General features: G+C 62.5%; 23 protein-coding genes. 18 read left to right on the top strand and 5 right to left on the bottom strand.

The window, feature by feature from the left end; genetic code table 11:
- Positions 1-88: 88 nt before the first annotated feature.
- From JQ611_RS11310 to JQ611_RS11300, 3 genes are all read left to right on the top strand, one after another.
- Positions 89-1,042, top strand: coding sequence for an AEC family transporter (locus tag JQ611_RS11310; RefSeq protein ID WP_212465477.1), 954 nt, complete (start codon positions 89-91; stop codon positions 1,040-1,042).
- Between the two features lie 143 nt (positions 1,043-1,185).
- Entirely contained in the window at positions 1,186-1,383 is a 198-nt protein-coding gene (locus JQ611_RS11305) for a hypothetical protein (RefSeq protein ID WP_212465476.1), read from the top strand.
- Between the two features lie 565 nt (positions 1,384-1,948).
- Positions 1,949-2,608: a hypothetical protein gene (locus JQ611_RS11300; protein WP_212390757.1), complete on the top strand. Its 660-nt coding sequence runs from the start codon at positions 1,949-1,951 to the stop codon at positions 2,606-2,608.
- Between the two features lie 49 nt (positions 2,609-2,657).
- Here the strand turns inward: JQ611_RS11300 and JQ611_RS11295 are convergent, their stop codons facing one another.
- Positions 2,658-3,848, bottom strand: a complete 1,191-nt coding sequence (locus JQ611_RS11295; RefSeq protein WP_212465475.1) for a UbiH/UbiF family hydroxylase — start codon at positions 3,846-3,848, stop codon at positions 2,658-2,660.
- Positions 3,849-3,982: 134 nt separating this feature from the next.
- Here JQ611_RS11295 and pcsA point away from each other — a divergent pair, with 134 nt between their 5' ends.
- From pcsA to JQ611_RS11280, 3 genes are all read left to right on the top strand, one after another.
- Positions 3,983-4,717, top strand: coding sequence for a phosphatidylcholine synthase (pcsA, locus tag JQ611_RS11290; protein ID WP_212270268.1), 735 nt, complete (start codon positions 3,983-3,985; stop codon positions 4,715-4,717).
- Entirely contained in the window at positions 4,714-5,448 is a 735-nt protein-coding gene (locus tag JQ611_RS11285) for a TerC family protein (protein ID WP_192736016.1), read from the top strand. Before pcsA ends, JQ611_RS11285 begins: the two co-directional genes overlap by 4 nt.
- 88 nt (positions 5,449-5,536) lie before the next feature.
- Positions 5,537-6,511 carry a quinone oxidoreductase gene (locus JQ611_RS11280; RefSeq protein ID WP_212270269.1) on the top strand — a complete coding sequence of 325 codons (975 nt, stop codon included), beginning with the start codon at positions 5,537-5,539 and terminating at the stop codon, positions 6,509-6,511.
- Positions 6,512-6,685: 174 nt separating this feature from the next.
- Here JQ611_RS11280 and JQ611_RS11275 read toward each other — a convergent pair whose 3' ends face one another.
- Positions 6,686-7,882 (bottom strand): acetylornithine transaminase, encoded by a 1,197-nt coding sequence (locus tag JQ611_RS11275; protein ID WP_212465474.1) that lies wholly within the window; start codon positions 7,880-7,882, stop codon positions 6,686-6,688.
- Between the two features lie 244 nt (positions 7,883-8,126).
- Positions 8,127-9,158 (bottom strand): tetratricopeptide repeat protein, encoded by a 1,032-nt coding sequence (locus JQ611_RS42700; protein WP_312011937.1) that lies wholly within the window; start codon positions 9,156-9,158, stop codon positions 8,127-8,129.
- A 393-nt stretch (positions 9,159-9,551) separates the two neighbouring features.
- Here JQ611_RS42700 and JQ611_RS11265 point away from each other — a divergent pair, with 393 nt between their 5' ends.
- Both JQ611_RS11265 and JQ611_RS41680 read left to right on the top strand, forming a co-directional pair.
- Positions 9,552-10,508 carry a hypothetical protein gene (locus JQ611_RS11265; protein ID WP_212465473.1) on the top strand — a complete coding sequence of 319 codons (957 nt, stop codon included), beginning with the start codon at positions 9,552-9,554 and terminating at the stop codon, positions 10,506-10,508.
- Between the two features lie 577 nt (positions 10,509-11,085).
- On the top strand, positions 11,086-11,436 hold the full coding sequence (locus JQ611_RS41680; RefSeq protein WP_249133095.1) for a hypothetical protein: 351 nt from the start codon (positions 11,086-11,088) through the stop codon (positions 11,434-11,436).
- Between the two features lie 188 nt (positions 11,437-11,624).
- Here JQ611_RS41680 and rimO read toward each other — a convergent pair whose 3' ends face one another.
- On the bottom strand, positions 11,625-12,950 hold the full coding sequence (gene rimO, locus JQ611_RS11255; protein WP_212465472.1) for a 30S ribosomal protein S12 methylthiotransferase RimO: 1,326 nt from the start codon (positions 12,948-12,950) through the stop codon (positions 11,625-11,627).
- Positions 12,951-13,063: 113 nt separating this feature from the next.
- Between rimO and JQ611_RS11250 the strand changes: the two genes are divergently transcribed.
- The 5 genes from JQ611_RS11250 to JQ611_RS11230 all read left to right on the top strand — a co-directional run bounded on the left by JQ611_RS11250 (position 13,064) and on the right by JQ611_RS11230 (position 18,920).
- A complete protein-coding gene (locus tag JQ611_RS11250; protein ID WP_212031559.1) occupies positions 13,064-13,654 on the top strand; it encodes an ANTAR domain-containing response regulator in 591 nt (196 codons plus the stop codon).
- Positions 13,651-14,817, top strand: a complete 1,167-nt coding sequence (locus JQ611_RS11245; RefSeq protein WP_212465471.1) for a CmpA/NrtA family ABC transporter substrate-binding protein — start codon at positions 13,651-13,653, stop codon at positions 14,815-14,817. The genes JQ611_RS11250 and JQ611_RS11245 overlap by 4 nt, the downstream gene beginning before the upstream one ends.
- 355 nt (positions 14,818-15,172) lie before the next feature.
- Positions 15,173-16,960, top strand: coding sequence for a NirA family protein (locus JQ611_RS11240; protein ID WP_212465470.1), 1,788 nt, complete (start codon positions 15,173-15,175; stop codon positions 16,958-16,960).
- Positions 16,961-16,970: 10 nt separating this feature from the next.
- Positions 16,971-18,569, top strand: coding sequence for a sulfite reductase subunit alpha (locus JQ611_RS11235; protein ID WP_212465469.1), 1,599 nt, complete (start codon positions 16,971-16,973; stop codon positions 18,567-18,569).
- Positions 18,570-18,767: 198 nt separating this feature from the next.
- The gene (locus JQ611_RS11230; RefSeq protein ID WP_192736006.1) at positions 18,768-18,920 is read left to right on the top strand and encodes a hypothetical protein; all 153 of its coding nucleotides are present in this window, start codon (positions 18,768-18,770) and stop codon (positions 18,918-18,920) included.
- 70 nt (positions 18,921-18,990) lie between these two features.
- Here the strand turns inward: JQ611_RS11230 and JQ611_RS11225 are convergent, their stop codons facing one another.
- Positions 18,991-19,902, bottom strand: a complete 912-nt coding sequence (locus JQ611_RS11225; protein ID WP_212264464.1) for a helix-turn-helix domain-containing protein — start codon at positions 19,900-19,902, stop codon at positions 18,991-18,993.
- Between the two features lie 168 nt (positions 19,903-20,070).
- Between JQ611_RS11225 and JQ611_RS11220 the strand changes: the two genes are divergently transcribed.
- The 5 genes from JQ611_RS11220 to JQ611_RS11200 are packed head-to-tail and all read left to right on the top strand — an operon-like array spanning position 20,071 to position 24,599.
- A complete protein-coding gene (locus JQ611_RS11220; protein WP_212264465.1) occupies positions 20,071-21,297 on the top strand; it encodes an amino acid ABC transporter substrate-binding protein in 1,227 nt (408 codons plus the stop codon).
- 30 nt (positions 21,298-21,327) lie between these two features.
- The gene (locus JQ611_RS11215; RefSeq protein ID WP_249133094.1) at positions 21,328-22,197 is read left to right on the top strand and encodes a branched-chain amino acid ABC transporter permease; all 870 of its coding nucleotides are present in this window, start codon (positions 21,328-21,330) and stop codon (positions 22,195-22,197) included.
- Complete coding sequence (locus JQ611_RS11210) at positions 22,194-23,141, top strand: branched-chain amino acid ABC transporter permease (RefSeq protein WP_249133093.1); 948 nt, start codon at positions 22,194-22,196, stop codon at positions 23,139-23,141. Before JQ611_RS11215 ends, JQ611_RS11210 begins: the two co-directional genes overlap by 4 nt.
- Entirely contained in the window at positions 23,138-23,881 is a 744-nt protein-coding gene (locus tag JQ611_RS11205) for an ABC transporter ATP-binding protein (protein ID WP_249133092.1), read from the top strand. The genes JQ611_RS11210 and JQ611_RS11205 overlap by 4 nt, the downstream gene beginning before the upstream one ends.
- Entirely contained in the window at positions 23,874-24,599 is a 726-nt protein-coding gene (locus JQ611_RS11200; protein WP_212264467.1) for an ABC transporter ATP-binding protein, read from the top strand. The genes JQ611_RS11205 and JQ611_RS11200 overlap by 8 nt, the downstream gene beginning before the upstream one ends.
- Positions 24,600-24,621: the final 22 nt, after the last annotated feature.

Below are 24,621 nucleotides of genomic sequence, written 5' to 3'. Positions count from 1 at the left end.
GTTGAATTAACTCTCAAGTCCGGCTGGCACATCCGGCGCCAGCCCCAAGAAAACATTGACGAAACGCTGAAGAAAAGACCCCCATTGCATGGCCGATATCCTCAATCTGGCGATTCCCTATTTCGGGGTAATCTTCATCGGTTTTGCCTGCGGCAAGACCCGGGGGCTGCCGGAGGCGGGGCTGGCCTGGATGAATTTCTTCCTGCTTTACGTCTCGCTGCCGGCCCTGATGTTCGGCATCATGGCCAAGACGCCGTTTTCTGAACTCAACAACCCGCCATTCCTGATCGCGACCACGCTCGGCACCGTGATCGCCTTCATCGTTGCCGTGGTGACTGGCCGGGTCATCGGCGAATTGTCGCTGCGCAAGGCCACTTTGGCCGGGCTGGCCGGCGCCTATGGCAATATCGGCTATATGGGCCCGGGGCTGGCGCTCGCCGTGCTCGGCACCAAGGCGGCGGCGCCGACTGCGCTGATTTTCTGTTGCGACAGCATTTTCCTGTTTTCGATCGTGCCGATACTCATCGCGTTCACCGACCGCGAGCATCGCTCGCTGCTGCACACGCTCGGCATCGTGGTGAAACAGATCGTGCTGAACCCGCTGATCATGTCGGCCGGCGCCGGCGCGCTCGCCGCGGCGCTGCATTTTCGTCCCCCCGTTGCGATCGACAACACGCTGGTGTTTTTGCAGAACGCCGCGGCACCGACGGCGCTGTTCGTGCTCGGCGTCACCGTCGCGTTGCGCCCGTTCGATCGCGTGCCCTGGGAGGTGCCCGGCGTGATCGCGGTCAAACTCCTGATCCATCCGCTGATCGTGTTCGGTCTGATGCTGCTGCTCGGGCCGTTCGCGCAGCCCTGGGCGGCGACCGCGGTCCTGATGGCGTCACTGCCGCCGGCGCTCAACGTGTTCGTGATCGCGCGGCAGAACAACACCTGGATCGAGCCGGCGTCGGTCGCCGTCCTGATCGGAACCTTCGCCTCCGTCGTTACGCTGACCAGCGTGATGTGGTTCATCCAGAGCGGCAGGCTGGCGCTTCCTTGAGAATGACCACGCATGGCTGACGCTATGCAACGCGTTCTGATGAAACCAAATTTGAGACCGACGAAACAATCTTCCGGGATCGACGAAGACGGCTTGAAACAATCGCCGTTCAGGGTGGCTACATCAGACACTGGGAGCCACGTGTGAAGAGCGAACCGATCGAAGCAGACATCAGAGCAACCCATATTTGGCGAACGGCCCAACGCCGCCGGGCGACGTATTTGGCCACTCTGGTCGACGAACCAACTGATGACGCGGGATATGTGATGGCCAGAAAATTGGCGATTCCCAGTGTATTAGCCTCGGGGGTGATGGCGGTGGCGGTGTGGGCACTAGCTTGATCTCCGGTCCTCCCGGTCACGATGCCGTCAACCCTCGAACAGGCACGGGCGCGCTGATCCGGCGCGCTCCTCAAGCTAAGCTGAAGCCGGCTCGCGCTGAACGTCTTCCTCAAGAACGGGTTTGCTGCGCCAAGGCAGGGTCAAGACCGGGAAGAATCGTGATGCCTTCCTGATCACTTCCAGATGAATAAGCTGCGATCTGTGTACATCTGTTGTCGCTGTCCTTGTCCGCTGCATGCGGAAGATCAGCGGCGACGAAGCATTACTTATCTTCCCGCACCGAGACCGTTTTATCGAGGCCGTCGCCGTAGTACACGGCGCATTCGCTTCGAGCATATGAGCATCGTCTCGATGGCCTGGTGATAGGTCCCTATGCCATCACACCGGGCGGCATCGGTAATACGTTCACACAAACCTTCATCATTGCGCCGACAGGTTCGGCGTTGGAATTTTGAGAAGTGCAATGTTGGATTGGATTGTTAGCGTAATTCACGACCCCAACTCACCGATTTGGTTTTCCAGGGATATTTTCAGGAGTGTTTTCCAGTCCCTCTTGGGAGCAATCGTGTCTGCGCTGCTGGTGGCTCCACTGACGGCGCGCTGGGTCGCATGGGAAACGACACGCAAGTGGCGTCCCGCACGACGCGTCGCGTTCCGTGATATCGAACATGGCACCAGCCTGATTTGCAATTCGTTCGCGGACTGGAGCACGATTGGAAGAAAACCGGAATCGGAGAATGATCTGCTGTTGTCCTGTTGGTCCATTTACACGGCCATGTCGGAGGGGCACGAAGAGATGAAGAAGGCCTATGCGGACTGGTCCGACTTGTGGTCGCCGCAACAGGCATCAGCAATTATCAGCTTCTTGGAATACGTTTCCGACCTATGCCATAATGTTGAAAACGAGAGCAATCTGATCAGTCGCATCATTGATTTTGACGAGCAGCCTGATCAACTCAAAAAAGGCGATCGCTGGGAGACGGTTACTCCGCGATGGGTTGAGTCCGGCCAACTGCCGAAGTTGGATGTAGGTGCCATGCGGTCAAGGCTCAACCGACTTCGAGCAAGCTGCTCTGACCGCGCCCTCGTAAAAATATTCGATGATTGCAACGAAGCTCTAGGCGGCTGCGATCAAAAGGCCATGGACAATCTCCAAAAGGCCTGTCGCGAAGCTATGCTGGAAAAGGCTCGTATAATTGAAATAACATTCACCGAGAAAGCATGATTTACGTTGCGGAGCACGGGGCCGGCCTCCGATTTTACGGGTTTACTTCCTAGCCCACGCGCTTCCATGACGGCGCGAGGCCTTCGCGCATCGCCAGCCGCCGCAGCGGGCCGAACGAGCCGATCAGATGCAGCCCGACCGCGCGCAGCGACTGCACCGGCAGGAAGTCGCTGAGCAGCGAACGGTTGGCGAGGTCGATGGCAAACATCCGGCTGGCGACATCGGCGCGGCGGGCGGATTGATAGCGCGCCAGCACCTGCGGCGGGCCCGGATCCTCGCCGAGCGACAGGGCTTGCCCCGCGATATCGGCGATGTCGGCGGCGTCGCGCAATCCCATGTTGAGACCCTGCGCGCCGATCGGCGGCAACACATGGGCGGATTCGCCGACCAGCGCGACGCGATGGCTGGCGAATTGTCTGAGGCTTTCGATCGAGAGCGGAAACAGGTTGCGCCCGGGCTCGACCCGGACGCTGCCGAGAATGGAATGCGATTGCTTTTCCGCGGCGTCGGACAGTTCGTCGTCGCCAAGCGCCATCAGCCGCTCTGCTTCCTTTGCCGCGGAAACCCACACCACGCTGCTGCGGTTGCCGGGCAGGGGCACGAACACGCATGGCCCGTGCGGGGTATGAAACTCGGTGGAGATATTCTTGTGCGGCCTTGAATGGCTGATGTTGAAGGTCAATGCCGACTGGTGCAGGTCGCGGCGCTTGACGTCGATGCCGGCGGCCTCGCGCGACAGGGACTGCCGCCCGTCGGCGCCGATCACCAGCCGCGCCGACAGCGACCCGCCCGCACGGGTGTGGATGGCAACGATCGCATCCTGCGGATCGACCGCGGCCGCCTCATCGTCAAATCGGGTCAGTCCGGACAATTCGGCCGCGCGCTCCTCCAGCGCAGCCATCAGCGTCCGGTTGTCGATATTGTAGCCGAACTGGTCGAGGCCGATTTCCTGCGACGAAAACCGCACTTCCGGCGCCCGGATCAGGCGGCCGGTGTCGTCGACGAGCCGCATGGTCCGCAGCGCCGCGGCCTGATCCCGGCAGCGGCGCCAGACATCCAGACGTTCGAGCAGATCGGTGGAGGAGCCCAGCAGCGCCGTGGTGCGGTTGTCGGCATAGGGGGCGCGGCGGGCGAGCAGAGCGGTCCTGGCACCGGTCTCCGCCAGCGCGATGGCGGCGGTCAGTCCCGCCGGTCCGCCGCCGATCACAACGGTGTCATAAATTGGCGATGCATCGTTCATATTGGAACAATTGACATTCCCGGCGGCATTTTCAAGTCATTGACCTTCTTAAATGTTTCCACCGATTTGCGCGGCGGAACGCCGCAAGCGCCGGTATGCAAATCGGGGCGATTCCTGTTAGCACTGCCGGAGCAATGGACCAGACACAAGAACCAATAGCATCTCCCGCTACGACCCGGATGCGGACGGCCGCATTTGGCGTCCACGTCTTCACGGCGCTCGGAGCGGGCGTCGGCCTGATTGCGATGCTGGAAGCGGTGCGCGAGCACTGGGCCGCCATGTTCGGCTGGCTTGGCGTCGCGCTCATCATCGATGCCATCGACGGTCCGCTCGCGCGCAAATTCGACGTGGTGCGGCTGCAGCCGAACTGGTCGGGGGAGGTGCTCGACCTCGTGGTCGATTTCATCACTTACGTGTTCGTTCCTGCCTACGCCATCACCGCGAGCGGCTTGCTGCTGCCGCTGGCGGCGCCGCTGCTCGGCATCGGCATCATGACCTCGAGCGCGCTCTATTTTGCCGACCGCCGCATGAAGGCGGCTGACAACCATTTCCGCGGCTTTCCGGCGGTGTGGAACGTCGCGGCATTCTACCTGTTCCTGCTGCATCCATCGCCGGCGCTTGCCACGCTTGGCGTGGCGGTCCTGATCGCGCTGACCTTCGCGCCGTTCCACGTGTTGCATCCGATCCGCGTCGTGCGCCTGCGCTGGCTGACCCTGTGGCTGCTGGCCGCATGGGCCGTGCTGGCGGCCTACACCATTGCCTGCGACTTTGCCGTTGGCATTCCCATTACCGTCGGACTCTGCGCGATCGCCATCTACGTCGCCGGCAGCGATGCCGTGATCCGCAAACTGAAATCGTTCAAGGCATGATGGAATTACTGACCAGCCCGGAAGCATGGGTGGCGTTGCTGACGTTGACCACGCTCGAAATCGTCCTCGGAATCGACAACGTCATCTTCCTGTCGGTGATCGTCTCAAGGCTTCCGCCGGAGCAGGCCAATCGCGCGCGCCAGATCGGTTTGCTGCTGGCGCTGGTGTTCCGCATCATGTTGCTCAGCGTGCTGGTGTGGCTGATCGGCCTGACGGAACCTGTGCTGACCGTGAAAAGCGTGACGCTGTCCTGGCGTGACATCATCCTGATCGGCGGCGGCATGTTCCTGATCGCGAAGGCGACGCATGAAATTCACGCCGAAGTGGAGGCGCGCGAGGCCGAGCCCGAGGCCAAGCCGAGCGCGAGCGTATTCTTCTGGGTGATCATGCAGATCATCGTCGTCGACATGGTGTTCTCGCTGGATTCGATCATCACCGCGATCGGCATGGCCGAGGATATCGAGATCATGGTGGCCGCCGTCGTGATCGCCTGCTTCATCATGTACGTTTCGTCAGGACCGGTGGCGAAGTTCGTGGCCGATCACCCCACCACCAAGATGCTGGCGCTGGCGTTCCTGGTGCTGATCGGCGTGGCGCTGGTGGCGGACGGATTCAAATTCCACATCCCGCGCGGCTACATCTATTTCGCCATCGTGTTCGCGGCCGCGGTCGAATTGTTCAACGTGCTGGCCCGGCGCAATCGCAAAAAAGTAGTCAAACAGCGGGTTTAGGCCCCCGCGAGTTGACAATACGGCCTTGATGGCTTTCGCTCCGCCACGAGCCGGGGCGCTTGAAGCCGATACCGAGGGAGAAAAGGTCATGGTCAAGGCCGTGCGCGTGCACAAGGTAGGGGGGCCGGAAGCCCTGGTCTATGAGAGCGTCGACGTGCCGGCGCCGGGACCGGGCGAGGTCCGCATGCGCCAGCACGCCGTCGGCCTGAACTTCATCGACGTGTATTTCCGCACCGGTCTCTACAAGGCGCCGGGGCTGCCCTTCATCGCCGGCAATGAGGCGGCGGGCGAAGTGGTGGCCGTCGGTCCTGGCGTCACCAATTTTCATCCCGGCGACCGCGTCGCCTATTATTTCAACCTCGGCGGCTACGCCTCTGAACGCGTGATCCCGGCGGACAAGCTGGTCAAGCTGCCCGACCACATCACCTACGAGCAGGGCGCGGTGCTGATGCTCAAGGGCCTGACGGTCTGGTACCTCCTGCACAAGACCTTCAAGGTCGAGCCCGGCCATCGCGTGCTGATCCACGCGGCCGCCGGCGGGATCGGCCTGCTGGCCTGCCAATGGGCGAAAGCGCTCGGCGCGCATGTGATCGGCACCGTCGGCACCAAGGCGAAAGCCGACCTCGCGCTCGCCAATGGCTGCGACCACGTCATCCTCTACAACGAGGAGGACTTTGTCGCGCGGGTCAAGCAGATCAGCCGCAACGAATTGTGCGACGTCGTCTATGACGGCGTCGGCAAGACCACGTTCCCGGGCTCGCTGTCCTGCCTGCGGCCGCGCGGCCTGTTCGTCAGCTTCGGCAATGCCTCGGGCCCGGTGCCGCCGTTCGCGCTCGCCGAACTCAACAACCACGGCTCGCTGTTTGCGACGCGGCCAAAACTCAACGATTACGTCAGCACCCGCCGCGAACTGCTGGAGGGCGCCGATACGTTGTTTGCCGCCGTCATCAACGGCAAACTGCACGTTCCGATCAACCACGCCTATGCGCTGAAGGACGTCGCCAAGGCGCACACCGACCTGGAGGGCAGGGCGACGACCGGGGCGATTATTCTTCGGCCGTGAGGTCTCAAACTCTTTCAATTGGTGTCGTCCCGGCGAACTCTCAGATGTGCAATTGCACATCGGGGGACCCATACCGCGTGATCCATCGATAGAAAAAAGGCGATAGAGACCGCCTGCCATTACAACGGCCGCGGCGTATGGGTCCCGGCTCAAGGCCGGGACGACGACTTAGATCTACGCCACCATCCGCGCCGCTCCCATCTGGGTCAGCACCGAATCCAGGCAATCGATCATCATCGAGATCTCCTCGCGCGTGACGTTGAGCGCCGGCATGAACCGCAGCGCGTCCGGCTGCGGCGAGTTCAACAGCACGCCTTCCGCAAATGCCTGCGCGACGATCGAGGCGCCGATCGGCAGTTTGAGATCGAGCGCCAGCAATAGCCCCCGGCCGCGCACGTTGCCGAGACCGTGGCGCGCCGACAGTTTCTGCAATTCGCTTTCCAGGAACAGACCGGCGTCAACGGCTTGCTTCAGGAAGTCGGGTGTTGCGACGTGTTCGAGCACCGCAAGGCCCGCGGCGCACATCAGTGGATTGCCGTTGAAGGTGCCGCCCTGGTCGCCGTGCTCGAAACAGGACGCATATTCGGTCGCCAGCAATGCCGCCAGCGGCACGCCGCCGCCGATGCCTTTGCCGAGCGTCATGATGTCGGGCTCGATCCCGGCATGCTCGTAGTGAAACAGTTTTCCCGTCCGGCCCATGCCGGTCTGGATCTCGTCGACGATCAGCAGCAGCCCGCGCTCCTGGGTCAGCGCCCGCAACTCCCTGAGGAATTGATCGGTCGCCGGCCACACGCCGGCTTCGCCCTGCATCGGCTCCAGCATGACCGCAACGGTCTTGCTCGAGATCAGCCGCTTGACGGAATCCAGATCGTTGAGCTGCGCCTTGGGAAAGCCGGTGACCTTGGGCTCGAACAGCGACTCGAAAGCCTTCTTGCCCGACGCCGACATGGTGGCGAGCGTGCGGCCGTGGAAGCCGCCAACAAAGGTGATGATCTCATGCGCGCCGCCCTTGTACAGCGTACCAAATTTGCGCGCGAGCTTGATGGCGCCCTCGTTGGCTTCCGCCCCCGAATTCGCGAAGAACACCTGGTCAAAGCAGCTGTTGGCGACCAGCGCATTGGCGAGCTTGAGGCTGGGTTCGTTGAAGAACGCCGGGCTCGGCGTCAGCAGCAGTTTTGCCTGCGCGGCAATCGCGTCGGCGACGATGGCAGGCGAATGGCCGAGGCAATTGACCGCCCAGCCTTGCATGAAATCGAGATAGCGCTTGCCGCTGTCGTCCCACAGATAGGCGCCTTCGCCCTTGACGAAGACGGTGGGGGGCCGCGCGGTGATGTTCATCAATGCGTCGAACGGTTGGGTAACGTTGGTCATGTCGAGCTCCTTCTTGGGTTTTGGGGAAAGGGCAGGCCGAAACGCAAGAAGGCCGCACTTTTCGGGTGCGGCCTTCTCGAAAACGTTGCTGAACTAGTTGATCAGCGGTGTCGTCGGACATGGCGCAGCCCATCATCGTCGCAAGAGCGACGACGGAAAGCTGCGCGGCGGTTGGTCCGGTTCAATGTCATGGCGCAGGCCCATACAGCCGAATGGCCGGCCCTGTCAAGCGGGGAGCTGGTCATCACTCGATCTCATAGTGGCGGAATTCCTCTGATATGTCGGCTTTGATCGCCCTGGCGCCGGCTATGTCGCTCTCTGCGCCGCTTTCATCGCCCTTTTTCCGCTTGGCTATGCCGCGGCCATACAGCGAGTTCGCCAATTTCGGATCGACGCCGAGCGCAACCGTGAAACCGTCGATCGCCGCGTCGAATTGGCCGAGCTTGAGATAGCAGAAGGCGCGGCTGTCGAGCGTCTGGGCATCGTCCGGCCTGTGCCTCAGCGACTCGCTGCAGTCTGCAAGTCCTTCCTGCGGACGGCCGAGAATGGCCCGTGTCAGGCACCGGGCGTTGAGCGCGGCGGCGTATTTCGGATTGAACCGGATCGCCTGGTCAAAGTCGGACAGCGCCCGTGAAAAGTCGTGACGGTCAAAGTGAAGAAGGCCGCGCGCATAGGCATCGCGATATTCGTCAGGCGCCAGCCGCAGCGATTGGTCCAGGTCGGCCAGCGCGCGTTCGATATCGCCTTTGCCCCTGAACAGGCGCGCCCGGTTGCCATAGGCGGCGGCGTAGTTCGGATCGAGCCGGATTGATGTGTTCAGGTCGGCGAGCGCGCGGGCTTCGTCGCCGTGATTCCAATAGGCGGTGCCGCGGTTGAAATAGGCGAGTGCGAATTTCGGGTCGAGCTTGATCGCGTGATCATAGTCGGACATCGCACGGCTGAACTCGTTGATGTCACCATAGGAGTTGCCGCGGTTGTTGTAGTACCAGGGATCGATCGAATTGAGCCGGATCGCCTGATTATAATCGGCGATCGCCTTTTCTGGTTCACCCTTGTCGCTGTAGGTGATTCCACGGTTGAACCAGGCGAACGATCCCTTCGGATCGAGCGCGATCGCGCGGTCCAGGTCGGCGATGGCCCTGTTAACCTCGCCCTTGCGACGCCAGGCTTCGCCACGGTTGGTGTAGGCGCCGGCAAGCTTCGGATTGCGCCGGATCAGTTCGCTGAAATCGGCAATGGCGCGGTCGCTGTCGTTCTTGGTGAGGTATGGCGCCACGATTGAGGTAGGCGCCGACGAGGTCTTTTGGCTTCGTACCTTTCGCCGCGATCACGCCGGTGCAGCCCGCGATGATCTGGTCAGGGGTGGCCTTGCCACCGCTAAAGCATGAGCTTCGGGCCATCGCCAGGGGAGACGGTGCCTTCGCGAAAGCCGGCATTGCGGTGAACAGGGTCACCAGACACAGCATGGCCTTGGCGGCAGGGAAACCAATCTCAGTCCTCTTGAAACTCGCCATCATCGATCTCGCGCTGACCCGCGTTGCCAATCTGAAAATTGTCTCCCTTTGTGACCGGAAGGTCCGGCTTGGTTCACATTCCAGGCTTCGCAATTGAACCGGCTCGATAATGGAGCCGACCAAGGCGGGCCCACCAACCGCACAAGGTCATCCCAGTGTCCGACGACTATTCCTATCCCATCGATATCGACAGCATCCGCAGGGCATTTCCGCCGGGCACCGAGGCGCCGCCGTTGCTGATTGATTTTGCTGGCTGGCTCAAGGGGCGCGATTGGGGCAATGCCGGCTGCTACGAGCTTGTCGGAGACTTTTCCGACAATGCGCCGATCGTCGACGGCAGCCCGCTGCGCGACCAGTTCGCGCTGTTTGCGCGGTTGCCGGAAGGCTCTGTCGTCGGCGCCTGGTACGGGGCCGGCACCAGCGTCGCCAATGCGCCGATCGTGGTGCTGGGCTCCGAAGGCCAATACGAAATCATCGCGGCTTCGCTCGAGGGTTTGCTGGCCAAGATCGCAATCCAGCGATTTGAGGAAGACGTGATGTGGACCGACTTCACCCCGCATGAAGATGCCGAGGATGAGACGGACGAACTCGCCGATTGGTTGGCCAAACGTTTCCGCGTGAGGGACCTCAGGAGTTTGACGGAGCCGCCGACCGGACTGCCGGACTTCGGCCAATGGATGGAGAAATGGTGCAGGGATCGCGAGGCGTTTTGGGAAAAGCATCCGGCGATGACTGGGCTCGCGGAGCAGTTGGTTGCGCACCGGCCACCTGGCAAGACGCCATGGGATCGCACGATGTTCGAGGTCGCGATCGCGGGCCAGCAGTATCAGGTGCGCGTGCTAGATCGGGGCCGCCAGCCGATCGAAGAAGTCGTCGCGATTGAACCATTGCTGCGCGGTCTGCGCGACGACATGTGGCGCGCACAACCCGATCTCGGCCTCTGGTATTCTATGTCGTTTTCGATGGGGGCCGATGGCCGCATCCTGCCGCGCTTCGACTATGAGACGCGTCCGGCGATCAATGACGTTCCCGTCGCAATTGCCGAGGTGCGAACCGACCTTGTTCGCGCACCCCGGCCGGAACGATGGGTGCCGGCCTGGCTGTCGACTTGAGCGGATGGCTCAGAATCCCGCGACGCTGCCGTGCATGGCGGAGGGTCTTTGCAGTGGGGTGGCCAGAGATGCCAAAGACAAGCCTGCGACGCGACGCATCGCAATTGCCCGCGACCGCCGATCCGGTATTCTAAGGCAATAGTACCGGGAACAAGTACTTGGCAGTATCGATCCAATTCCGAGAGCTCTGCGCGATCCCGACCGTGCCAGGTTTTTCGCTCGTCAGGAGCGCTGTCGCGAATGACGGCTCACTGCTATTCCTGTTTGCGGAGACGGCGACCGCCGAGTCTCTCGCCGCGACCTACAAGCGAGGCATCGGCGTGTTTCCGCGAACGCGCACGGAGATAGCGACGGGGCTTTGTCTGGTGAGGATGACGTCGATGGCGTCGCACACGATCGAGCTTCCTGAACTCGATTTGACCTTTCCCAGGTTGACGTTTTCCCTGATGGACGAATCCTTGTTGCGGGGCCGAGGTGCGCGTGGCGAAGCAACGATGATTTCGACCTCAACGGTGCCATCATCCTACCCGAGACGGGCGCGGCAACGCGAATACTGTTGGGAGACGGAATAAGCTCGATGCAAATCGACAGTCTTGGCCGCATCTGGGTCGGTTATTTCGATGAGGGTGTGTTCGGCAATTTCGGTTGGGGAGGCCGGGACGGACCCCCTCCCGTCGGTTGCTCTGGGCTCGCTTGCTTCTCAGCTTCAGGTGAGAAAATCTGGGAATTTCCGGGGAACCCGATCTACGCAATTTCAGATTGTTACGCGCTCAACGTTTCCGGCACCGATGCTGCGATCTTTTTCTACACGGATTTTCCGCTTTGCCGGATCAGCGGTAACTTTGAGCTGACCTATTGGAAGCCAAAACTGGCGGGCTGCAACGCATTCGCAATCTCCGAAACGGAGGTTCTCTTTTCCGGCCAGTAAAATGATCCGGCCGATGCTGCGTATGTCGGAAGGCTGGCGTCAGGAGGGTTGGGCGAGACCAAGCGGGTACGTCTATTGATGCCGGACGGGTCAGGTCGATCCGGCGGGCAATTACTAGGGCGCGGCAACTCCCTCTACCACTTCGACGCCGAGAAGGTGTGTCGGCTAAGTCTGGACTAGCAAGGCGCTCAAAACCCCGCGACGCTGCCGTGCAGGTCGTATTGGTCCGCACGCTCGATCTTGGCGGTGACGATTTCGCCGACTCGTAGCGGCCGGCGGCTGGAGACGTAGACCGCGCCGTCGATCTCGGGCGCGTCGGCCTTGGAGCGGCCTTTCGAGACGGTCGGACCGACTTCGTCGATGATGATCTGCTGCCGCGTGCCGACCTTGCGCTTCAGCCGCCGTGCCGAGATTTTCTGCTGCCGCGCCATCAGCGCGTTCCAGCGCTCGTGCTTGATCTCGTCGGGCACGGGATTGCCGATCGCATTCGAGCTCGCGCCGGCGACCGGTTCATATTTGAAACAGCCGAGGCGATCGATCTCGGCTTCCTCGAGCCAATCGAGCAAATAAGCAAAATCGGAATCGGTTTCGCCGGGGAAGCCGACGATGAAGGTCGAGCGCAGGGTCAGCTCGGGACATTGCTCGCGCCACTTCTTGATCCGCGCCAGCGTCTTTTCCTGCGCCGCCGGGCGCTTCATCGCCTTGAGCACTTCCGGGCTCGCGTGCTGAAAGGGAATGTCGAGATAGGGCAACACCTTGCCCTCGGTCATCAGGCCGATGACTTCGTCGACATGCGGGTAGGGGTAGACATATTGCAGCCGTACCCAGGCACCGAGTTCGCCGAGTTCCTTTGCGAGGTCGAAGAACTTGGCGCGGACCTGGCGGTCCTGCCACGGGCTCTCGGCATATTTGATGTCGATGCCGTAGGCTGACGTGTCCTGCGAGATCACAAGCAGTTCCTTGACGCCGGCGGCGACCAGTTTTTCTGCCTCACGCAGCACGTCACCCGCCGGGCGCGACACCAGGTCGCCGCGCAGCTTCGGGATGATGCAGAAACTACAGCGATTGTTGCAGCCTTCGGAAATCTTCAGGTAGGCGTAGTGCCGCGGCGTCAGCTTGACGCCCTGCGGCGGCACCAGGTCGAGATGCGGATTATGGACCGGCGGTAGCGCCCGGTGCACCGCGTCCAGCACGCTCTCATATTGCTGCGGACCCGTGATCGAGAGCACACCCGGATAGGCTGCCTCGATCTGCTCGGGTTCCGCCCCCATGCAACCGGTTACGATGACCTTGCCGTTCTCCGCCATCGCCTCGCCGATGGCGCCGAGCGATTCCTGCTTGGCGCTGTCCAGGAACCCGCAGGTGTTAACGATAACGATGTCGGCGCCGTCATGCTTGCGCGCCAGTTCATAGCCTTCGGCCCGCAGCCGCGTGATAATGCGCTCGGAATCCACCAGCGCCTTGGGGCATCCCAATGAAACAAAGCTGATCTTGGGCGCGGCGGCCTGTTGCATATCTTATCTGCCTGATTGATCAGCACGAGCTAGTCCCAATTGCCCATAAATACAAGGCTTTGCGGGGGCTTTTGACGTGCTATGGATGCCTTTGCCGGGTTAAGAGTTGATCGATGAGCGCTGAGTCGTCACCGAAAATCGTCATTGTCGACGAAAGCCCGATCCGCGCGGCCATTCTCGAAGAGGGGCTGCGGGAGGCGGGCTTTACCCGCGTGGTCCATATCAGCGAAATGCAGAGCCTGCTGGCGCGGATCTATTCCGAAGACCCTGATGTCATCCTGATCGACCTGGAAAACCCCAGCCGCGACGTGCTGGAGGCGATGTTCCAGGTCAGCCGCGCCGTGCGGCGGCCGATCGCCATGTTCGTCGACCAGAGCGACTCCGCCTCGATCCAGGCCTCCGTCGATGCCGGCGTGTCCGCCTATATCGTCGACGGCCTGAAGAAGGAGCGGATCAAGCCGATCCTCGACCTCTGCATCTCGCGCTTCAATGCCTTTTCCAAGCTGCAGGACGAACTCGACCGTACCAAATCCGCGCTGGAGGAACGCAAGGTCATCGACCGCGCCAAGGGAATCCTGATGAAAGTGAAGGGGCTCACGGAAGACGAGGCCTACGTGCTGATGCGGTCCACCGCGATGCGCGAAAAGAAGAAAATCGGCGAGATCGCGCAGTCGATCCTGACCGCGTCGGAGCTGCTGAAATGACCACACCGCTGCATATCGGCTTCATCCCGCTGGTTGACGCCTCCGCGCTGATCATTGCCGTCGACAAGGGCTTTGCCGCCGCCGAGGGGCTCGATGTCACGCTGACGCGCGAAGTGTCGTGGTCCAATGTGCGCGACAAGCTCAATATCGGCCGGTTCGACGCGGCGCACCTGCTGGCGCCGGTAGCGATCGCCTCGAGTCTCGGCCTCGGCCACGTCAAGGTGCCGATCGTGGCGCCGTTCAATCTCGGGCTCAACGGCAATGCGATCACGATATCGCCAGCCCTGCATGCGGCGATCATGGGCGAAATCGACGGTGACCCGCGCAATCCGCTGGTGACGGCGCAGGCGCTCTCTCGGCTGGTGGCTGCGCGGCGCAAGGCCGGCGCGGAGCCGCTGACGTTCGGCATGACGTTTCCGTTCTCGACCCATAACTACCAGCTTCGCTTCTGGATGGCGGCGGGCGGGGTCGATCCCGACGAAGACGTCCACCTCGTGGTGCTGCCGCCGCCCTACATGGTGGACAGCCTGGCCAACGGGCATGTCGATGCGTTCTGCGTCGGCGCGCCCTGGAATTCGGTGGCCGTCGATCTCGGCGTCGGTCACATCCTGCACTTCGTCTCCGACATCCTGGTGCGTGCCGCGGAAAAGGTGCTTGCGGTCAGGCAAAGCTGGTCGGACAAGAATCCGGAAGTCCTGGCGGCCTTGATCCGGGCCGCCTCGCGCGCCGCGCATTTCGTCGAGCAACCGGACAATCGCAGCGAGGCGGCGCATATCCTCGCGAAGCCGGAATATATCGGCGTCGATGCCGAGGTGATCCTGCGGACGCTGGATGGCCGGTTGAAGATTTCTCCCGACGGCAAGATCCGCGAAAGCAGCCGCTATCTGCTGGTCGGACGCGAGGGCGCCGCACGGCCCGATCCCGCACAGGCTGCCTGGCTTTACGCCCAGATGGTGCGCTGGGGACAGACGGCAATGCGGGCGGACGCGCTCAAGACCGCCATGGGGGTGTTCAGGCCGGATCTCTATGACGCCGCCATGGGACAGCCAGCAAAGCTCGGTAACGGTTCCGACGCGGTCGGCGCCTTTGCCGGTCCCGCCTTCACCCCCGACGATATCGCCGGACATCTGGCGGCGTTCGAGATCGGCCGCTGGAAGCCGTGACGGCCTGACCTTGATGAGGCAAAACTAGGCATTGATATCAACTGCCTAATAATTGAGCTGACTGCCTTCCAAGTCGCTGTGAAGCGAGCTTCAGAGTTTCACCAGCCTATTTCCAACGCTTTGATATTTCAAATAAGTTTTACGAAATCGGTTTGGCACGCAACTTGTATGTTGCAGTGCAGCCAAACCGACGCGGATGTCGGTCGGCTCAAGTCCAAGATGGATTTCCGCAGCAACGAAGCTGGTCGGACCGAACAGGAGCAAAAGCCCGGCACCGCGGCTGCGCCGAGTTCCAAACGGTCAAACCCATTCGTTGACGCCACCGATCGTGGCCGCAGGAGCTTCGTCACGTCAGATGAAAATGGAAACGCTCACAGTCGACTTTACCGACGAGCAGAAGCGCTACCTCGAAGGCTTCACCACCGGCCTGCAGATCAGCAGGGTCGGGCGCGGGCTCGGCGGCGGTTCGGGCAGCAAGGCGAATGCCGAGCCGAGCGGGCCTGAGGCCGCGCACGTCAAGGCGCAGGACAGGGTTACCGCCTCCGGCAAGAAACTCGTCGAGCAGGAAAAGTGGAAGCGCGAGGAGCATCCGTTCGATGCCTATCCGCGGCTGAAGCAACAGGCGCTGGTCGATGCGCGGCCGTCGCCGGCGGACAATTTCCGCTGGCGCTATTACGGCCTGTTCTATGTAGGACCGGCGCAGGACTCCTACATGTGCCGGCTGCGGATCCCGAACGGCATCATGAAGCACTGGCAGTTCGCCGGCATGGCGGACCTCGCCGAACAGCTGTGCGGCCCGTTCTGCCACGTCACCACGCGGGCGAATTTGCAGGTGCGCGAAATCCCGCCGAAGAACGCCGTGGCACTCATCGAAGGCATTCAGGACCTCGGCCTGTGTTCGCGCGGCTCCGGCGCCGACAACATCCGTAACGTCACGGGGACGCCGACGGCGGGGATCGATCCGCAGGAAATTCTGGACACCCGCGAATACGCCCGCGAGTGGCATTATCACGTCCTGAACGACCGCTCGCTGACGGGGCTGCCGCGCAAGTTCAACGTCGCCTTCGACGGCGCCGGCAAGATCGCGGTGCTCGAAGACACCAACGACATCGCGTTTTCCGCCGTCGAGGTGAAAGACGGTTTTGGCGTCGAGCCCGGCGTCTGGTTCAAGCTCGGCATCGGCGGCATCACGGGCCACCGGGATTTTGCCGCCGATACAGGAATCATCGTCAAGCCGGCCGATGCGACCAGGGTGTCGGATGCCATCGTCCGTGTTTTCATCGATCTCGGGGACCGCACCAACCGGCTCAAGGCGCGTTTGAAATATGTCATCGACGGCATGGGGATGGAAAAATTCCTTGTGCTGGTCGAGGAGAAACTCGGCGACGCGTTCACGCGCGTGCCGGCGGAGGCGCTGGCGCCACGGCCCAATTTCGAGCGCACGGCCCATATCGGCGTGCACAAGCAGAAGCAGGAAGGCCTGAACTGGATCGGCATCGCACTGCCGCTCGGCAAAGTGACCTGCGAGCAGATGCGCGGCCTCGCCAGGATCGCGCAGGATCTCGGCGATGGCGATATCCGCCTTACGGTCTGGCAGAACCTGCTGATTCCGGGTGTGCCCGACGACAAGGTCGCGCTGGCTACGGCCGCGATCGAAGCGATCGGGCTGGCGATCGGGACCTCTGAACTCCGCGCCGGCCTGATTGCCTGCACCGGCCGCGCGGGCTGCAAATTCGGCCTTGCCGACACCAAGCGCACGGCCGCCAGGATCGCGGATTGGTGCGATCCGAAGGTGCCGATCGAGACGCCGATCAACATCCATCTCACCGGCTGCCACCATTCCTGCGCGCAGCATTACATCAGCGACATCGGCATGATCGGTGCGCGTATCCCGGTCGGCGATACCGACGACACGGTCGATGGCTTTCATGTCTTTACGGGCGGCGGCTTCGGTCCGGACGCCGATGTCGGGCAGGAGGTGTTTCACGACGTCACGGCGGAGGACGTGCCTGTCTATGTCGAACGGCTGTTGAAGGCCTATCTGGCGCATCGCGCTTCGCCTGATGAAACCTTCCTGACGTTTGCGCGCCGCCATGACGGCGAGACGTTACGCAAGCTGGCCGAAGCCCAGATGTCCTCGTGAAGGTGTCCACATGAACCAGATCACGCCGCCACCCAAGATCGAGATCATTCCCTCCAGCGCGCCGTTCTCCGAAGCGCAGCGCTCGTGGCTGAACGGGTTCTTTGCTGGTCTCTTGTCCGACGCGCCGACGCCGTTGTCGGCCGAGCAGGGTGCTGCCGTCATGGATGGCGGCGATGTCGATGACGGCGCGCCGTGGCACGACCAGACCATGCCGATTGCCGACCGCATGAAGCTCGCGGAAGGCCGTCCATTGCGGCGGAAGATGATGGCGGCGATGGCGCAGCAGGATTGCGGCCAGTGCGGCTACAATTGCAACGACTATTCGGACGCCATCGCCGGCAAGACCGAGGCGCGGCTCAATCTCTGCGTCCCCGGCGGCAAGGAAACCGCCCGGATGCTGAAATCGCTGTATGAAGAACTGGACAAGGCGCCGGCCGCGTCGCCATCGGCTGCTGCCGCAGCACCCGCCGTTGCCGCGCCGGCGGTCGTCGCAGAGCCGGGCCGTTCGCGTGACAATCCCGCGCCGGCAAAATTCCTCGGGCGCTATCTGCTCAACAAGGGCCAATCGGAGAAGGAAACCTGGCACATCGACTTCGACCTGTCGGGCTGCGGCCTCGACTATGTCGTCGGCGATTCCTTTGGCATCTTCGCCCGCAACGATCTCGGCAATGTCGATCAGGTCATTGCCTTGCTCGGCGCCTCGCACACCACCAAAGTCCGCGGCAAGACCTTGCGTGAGGTGTTGCTCGACGATGTCTCGCTGGCACCGGCGCCGGATTCGCTGTTCGAACTGATCTCCTACCTCACCGGCGGCGCGCAGCGCGAGAAGGCGAGGGCGCTGGCGCAGGGCGAGGATCCCGACGGCGATGCCACGACGCTCGACGTGATGGCGGTGCTGCAGAAATTTCCCAATGTGCGGCCGCATCCCGAAGCCTTCGTCGAAGCGCTGGAAGCGTTGCAGCCGCGGCTCTATTCGATCTCTTCCTCGCACAATGCGACGCCCGGCAAACTGTCGCTGACGGTCGACTGCGTTCGCTACGTCATCAACAAGCGCAAGCGGCTCGGCCTTGCCTCCACCTTCCTCGCCGAACGCATCCAGCCCGGCGACGAGGTCAAGGTCTATGTGCAGAAGGCCCACGGCTTTGCGCTGCCGGAGGATCCGAAAATTCCGATCATCATGATCGGGCCGGGCACCGGCATCGCGCCGTTCCGCGCCTTCCTGCATGATCGCCGCGCCACTGGCGCGCCCGGCAAGAACTGGCTGTTCTTCGGCCATCAGCGCAGCGACTGCGACTTCTTCTACCAGGACGAACTCAACGCGATGAAGACGTCGGGGCTCTTGACGCGGCTGTCGCTGGCGTGGTCGCGCGACGGCGACAAGAAGTTCTACGTGCAGGACCGCATGCGCGAAGTCGGCCGCGAGGTGTGGACGTGGCTCGCCGAGGGCGCCAACGTCTACATCTGCGGCGACGCCAAGCGGATGGCCAAGGACGTCGAGCGCGCGCTGGTCGATATCGTTGCGCAGTTCGGCGCCCGGTCCACCGACGAGGCCGTGCTGTTCGTCGCGGAACTCAAGAAGAAGGGCCGGTTCCAGCAGGACGTTTACTAACGGGACTACAATCGTAACCCGGCGGGTTCCAATTCGCTCAAATCGGCCCGAATAAAATTCTCACCCGAATTGGGTCGAGAGAATTTTTCACTGGAAAGTGAGTCCGCAGGAGGGTCCGTATCACTATTTTTCGGGCCCGCTTGCAAGTTGGCGCGAACGATATTCCATATGCAGCCCATGCTGCGTTGGAGATCGACGATGCGCGAACTATCGGCGGAAGCCCGCCTGCACCTCTATGCACGTTCCCTGTCCCGGCGGACCGGAACCGGATTCCATACCGCCGCGCTCTACGGCTCGTTCGCGCTCATCGCCGCCATCGTGTTCAGCTCGCTCTCGGTTCATCCGTTCTAATTTGAAGCGTTCTTTTTTTGACGCGTTTTCTTAACGCGAACCGGAATCCACTTCGCTCGAAAACGCTATGTTACGGCCAGGCCGCGTAGGACGCGCCGCGCCGTATCTGCTCCAGTCGAGAACGACGTCGGTAGACGCCCGGCGAAACACCCTGGTGCTTGCGAAAGAACCGGCTGAAATATCCGGGATCACGAAATCCAAGACCGTAACCGATCTGCTCGACCGGAAGATCGAGTTGCTGCAGGCGCGTGCAGGCCTCCTCGATCAGTCGCAGATGCACGACGGCGCGAGGGCTGACGCCTTTTTCGCGTTTGCAGTGGGCGTGCAGCTTGTCTTCGGTAACGCCCAGCGCGGCGGCATAACGCGCGACCTGCCAGCCATCGCGGTAATGCAATTCTACCATCTGAAGAAAATTTCCGACCAGCCTGGTGCCGTCACCCCGGTGCGCGGCTTCGTCGGGCGCTTCGCCTGAGATGACGGAGCGCCACAGATGCAGGCAGAGCAGCAGCACATGCGATGACATCATCGTCGCGGTGCCGCGCCCGGGAGAATGCAGTTCGCGCACCAGCGCATCGCAGCCATGGATCACGGCGTTGAAGGCTTCGCCGACCTGTCCCGCCTTCAAGAGCACAAGCCGGTCGATGGTGCGGCGGAGGTGAAGTGCCTCGGCGCTGCCAGCAACGGTTTTGGTGAGAAAGTCTTCGGAGATCGCGATCAGATAGCCTTGCGCGCCGGCTTCGACCTGCAGGTCGCCCTCGAGATCGGCCGGCAGCCACAGCAGCGCCGGCGCCTCAAATGCGACATGGGTGCCGCGTAGCGCGACGGCGCCGCGCCGCGCCTCGATCACCATGAGGTGGGAACGGCGAAGTCCGCGCTGACGAATGACCCATTGGGCCGGCGCAAGGCTGGCGGAAAACCGCTCCGCATGGAGGGCCGGAATCGGCTTCTCCGCAAAGGCTTCCAGCCCCGAACCCAACTGCATGGCATCCCCCAACCGTGACAATCTACCGCTTGTCCCAAGCGCTCTTTGACGGAAGGATACAATCAATCCCCGGATACGTCCAATTCTATGCCCCGAGCGCTCCCATAGGCTGCATCCGGTCGAACGCCGCTCCAAGGCGATGGACGCAAAAGTCTCTGGGAGGAGAACATGGGGTCATCAGTCACCCGCTTCGCAGCGGGATTACTCGCCGTCACCGGGGCGGCCCTTTTCGCAGCCGATGGGCCGGCGCTGGCACAAAGCTCGGTCAAGATCGGTTACGCGCTTTCGCGTACCGGTCCCAATGCTGGCGGTGCCGCGGTGACGACGCTGCCGAACTACGAAATGTGGGTGAAGGAAGTGAACGCCGCGGGCGGCCTGAAGCTCGGCGACAAGCGGGTGCCGATCGAGGTTGTCCAGTATGACGATCGCTCCAGCGCTGAAGAAGCGGCGAGGTCGCTCGAGCGGCTGATCACCCAGGACAAGGTCGACTTCATCCTGCCGCCCTGGGGCACCGGCCTCAATCTGGCGGTCGGGCCGATCCTGAACAAGGCCGGCTATCCGCATCTCGCATCGACCGCAGTGACCGACCGCGCGCCTGAACTGGCCAAGCGCTGGCCCAACAGCTTCTGGCTGCTCGGCACCAGCGCCGGCGCCGCCAACACGCTGGTGGATCTCTTGGTCAAGCTGCGCACCGAAGGCAAGATCGGCGACACCGTCGCCATGGTCAGCGTCGCCGACGGCTTTGGCATCGACTTGTCGGGCGCCGCGCGTCCTGCACTGGCAAAAGCCAATTTCAAGCTGGCCTATGACAAGACCTATCCGGTCGGCACCCAGGACCTCAGCCCGATCGTCAACGAGGTCAAGGCGCTCAATCCGGATGTCTTCATCGCCTTCAGCTATCCGCCGGATACGCTCGGGATCACCGAACAGGCGCGGATCGCAAGCTTCAATCCAAAAATCTTCTACACCGGCGTCGGTACTGCTTTTCCGCTGTTCAAGCAGAAGTTCGGCGCCAATGCGCAGGGCGTGATGGGGATCGGCGGCTGGAGCGGCGACAGTGCGCCGATCAAGGATTACCTCGCGCGTCACAAGGCGGCATCGGCGAACGGCGCGGAGCCGGATCGCTGGGCCAGTGCGGTGACCTACGCCAGCCTGCAAATGCTGCAGCAGGCGATCGAGCGCGTCGGCAAGATCGACCGTGAGGCCGTCATCAAGGACCTGCAGACCGGGACCTTCGATACCATCATCGGCAAGGTCAAGTTCGAGAACAACCTGCCGACCAAATATTGGTGGGTCGGGCAGTGGCAGGACGGCGAATTTTACGGCGTCGGCCCGGCCACCAACGAAGGCGCGCGTACGCCTGTTGTCCCGAAGCCGGCATGGAAGGCGCCGTGATCGGCGATTGGTCCAGACGGCACTGAGTAAATGACGAACGCCATCTTCACCGGCCTGATGCTCGGGGGCATGTACGCGCTGATCGCCATGGGGCTGACGCTCCAATATGGCGTGGCGCGGATCATGAACCTGTCCTACGGCGAGTTTCTCGTCGCGGCGGCCTTTGCGTCCTATTGGCTGTTCACGGGATGGGCATTGAACCCGTTGCTTGGACTGGCGCTCGTCATTCCCGCCGGGTTCGGCGTGAGCCTGTTGCTGTACCGCGTCCTGCTCACGCCGCTGGTGCGCCGGGCGCGGACGCGGGGCGCGCTCGAAGTCGACAGCATTCTGGCGACCTTCGGCATGATGTTCATCGTCCAGGGCATCATGCTGTCGATGTTCGGCGGTGCCTACTTCAGCTACTCCTTCCTGGCGATCCCGGTCAGCCTGTTCGGTGAAATCCTCGCACTGAACCGGCTGATCGCGTTCGGCCTGGCGGTCGCGGTCGGGCTCGCGCTGTATCTGGCCCTGACCCGCACCCGGCTCGGGACCTCGATCCGCGCCGTTGCGGTCGATCCGATGGCCGCGCAGCTGGTGGCGATCGATGTGGTCAGGACGTCCGCATTCGCATTCGCGCTTGGCGGCGCGCTGGTAGCGGCGGCCGGCGTCCTGATCAGCATGTTTCTGACATTCAGCGCTTCGTCGGGCGTGATCTTCACCATGAAGGCGCTGATCGTGGTTGTCATGGGCGGCGTCGGCAATCTGCTCGGCTGTCTCGTCGCAGGTTTGGCGCTGGGTCTGAGTGAATCCTTGGTCGCGACCTTCGTCGATCCGGGCCTGACGCTGGCGGTGAATTTCGCGCTGTTCCTCGGCGTCCTGCTGGTCAAGCCGGCGGGGCTGTTCGGGAGGGCGCAGCGATGAGCGCAATGCGCCTTGCCGCCGCGCTCGCAAGCTGCGCCGGCCTTACCGTGCTGGCGCTGCTGCCGATGTACGTCGATGCCTATTACCTCGCACTCGCGATCGGGCTTTTGCAATTCACGGTGCTCGCGACCGCATGGGGGCTGTTCTCCGGACCGACGCGTTATGTCTCGCTGGCGACGACGGCGTTTTTCGGGGTCGGCGCCTATACCGTCGCCGTGCTCGGCGAACTGCTTTCCTGGCCGCTGGTGCTGCTGATCGCGACCGTGATCGGCGCACTGATGGCCGTCATCGTCGGCCTTTCCACGCTGCGGCTCAGCGGCCTGCATTTCGTGATCTTCACGTTCGGGTTGGCCGAACTCATTCGCCAGCTCGTGATCTGGTACGAGGTCAACAAGACCCGCGTGCTCGGCCGCTACGTGTTCGTCGACATCACCCAGAAGGATATCTACTGGCAGCTTCTCGTGCTTGCGGTCGCGGTGTTCGTGATCGGCTGGCTGATCGCGCGCTCGCGGCTCGGCTTTGCGCTGCGCATCATCGGCGAGGACGAGACCGTCGCAAAACATTGCGGGATCAACGTCACCGTCGCCAAGGTGACGCTGTTCACGATCAGCGCCGTCTTCATGACGTTGGTCGGCGCGATCATGGCGCCGCGCTGGACCTATATCGAACCCTCGATTGCGTTCAACGCCACGATTTCCTTTGAAGTCGTGATCATGGCGCTGCTGGGCGGCGCGCACCGGCTCTGGGGACCGGCGCTCGGCGCCATTCCGCTGACATTGCTGTTCGAGTTCCTGGCGGCGCGGTTTCCGACCGCCTCGACGCTGATCATGGGCGTCATCTTTCTGCTGATCGTATACGCGCTGCCCGCCGGCGTCGTTGGCCTGTGGGACAATTTCAGGCGGCAATGGCGGCCGCAGCGCATCGAGCAGGGGGCCAAGGCATGATGGCCACAGCCGCCACCGTTCTGGAGATCAAGGGTCTGGTCCGGGCGTTCGGCGGCCTTGTCGCCGTCAATGCGCTGGATATGACGGTCGGCGCCGGCGAGATCGTTGGATTGCTGGGTCCGAACGGGTCGGGCAAGACCACCGCGCTCAATCTCGTCTCGGGCGTGCTGCGTCCGGATTCCGGCGCGATCCACTTCGCCGGGCACGACATTGCGGGAATGGCGACGCATCGCATTGCGCGCCTTGGCCTGGGGCGCACCTTTCAATTGGTCCGCGTGCTCGACGGCATGAACTGCGCCGAGAATGTCAGGGCAGGGCTTGCCTTTCATCCGGCACGCCTCGCACGCGGCGAAATGGACGCTGCCGCCACCCGGTTGCTGGAGCGGGTCGGATTGAAAGACTCCGATCAACGCATGGCGACCGAGCTAACTTACATCGACCGCAAGCGCCTCGAGTTGGCGCGCGCGCTGGCGCTGAAGCCGCGGCTTCTTCTGCTCGACGAGTGGCTGGCTGGGCTCAATCCTTCTGAGCTCTTGATCGGCATTGCGCTGATCCGCTCGCTGAAGGACGAAGGCCTGTCGATCCTGCTGGTCGAACACGTCATGGACGCGATCCGCTCGCTTTGCGATCGCTGCGTGGTCATGAACAGCGGCCGGAAGATTGCCGAGGGCACTCCGGACAAGGTGTTATCAGATCCCGCCGTCATCGAAGCCTATCTGGGAGCGGTAGCCGATGCTTGAGGTAGCGGATATCAGCGTCGCCTACGGCCAGCATCGCGCATTGACGGACGCCGCGCTGAACGTGGGCAGCGGCGAAATCGTCGTCATCCTCGGCGCCAATGGCGCGGGGAAAACCTCTCTGCTGAAAGCCATCGCCGGGATCGTGGCCTGCCTTCCCGGCAAGCGCGTCACGCTTTCGGGACGCGATATCTCCGCTCTTCCGGCCCACGAGATTGTCGAGGCTGGTCTGGCGCTGGTGCCGGAAGGTCGCGGCATCTTTGCCGATTTGACGGTCGCGGAAAACCTGTTGCTGGGCGCCAACCCGAAGCGCGCGCGTGACGGGGAGGCTGCGCGGCGGGAGCGGGTGCTGTCGCTGTTTCCGCGCCTCGGTGAACGGCTCGGACAGACGGTGCGGACCATGAGCGGCGGCGAGCAGCAGATGGTCGCGATCGGTCGCGCGCTGATGTCCAATCCCGACGTTCTCCTGCTGGACGAGCCCTCGCTCGGCCTGTCGCCGCTATTGGTGCGCGAATTGTTCGCAAGCCTTCGCAAGGTGCGCGAGAGCGGCGTCGGTCTGCTGCTGGTCGAACAGAACGCGCGCGAAAGCCTCGCCATCGCCGATCGCGGCTATCTCATCGAGAACGGCAAGATCACCGGCAGCGGCACGGGGACCGAGCTGATGTCCAACGATGCCGTACAGCGTGCCTATCTCGGCGGAATTGTCGCAAGCGCGGTTTGAAATTCACGAAAATAACCTGAAA

Source organism: Bradyrhizobium sp. AUGA SZCCT0182 (assembly GCF_018130185.1).
In the GTDB taxonomy this organism is placed as follows: Bacteria; Pseudomonadota; Alphaproteobacteria; order Rhizobiales; family Xanthobacteraceae; genus Bradyrhizobium.
This window is presented reverse-complemented; position numbering and strand designations above follow the sequence as displayed.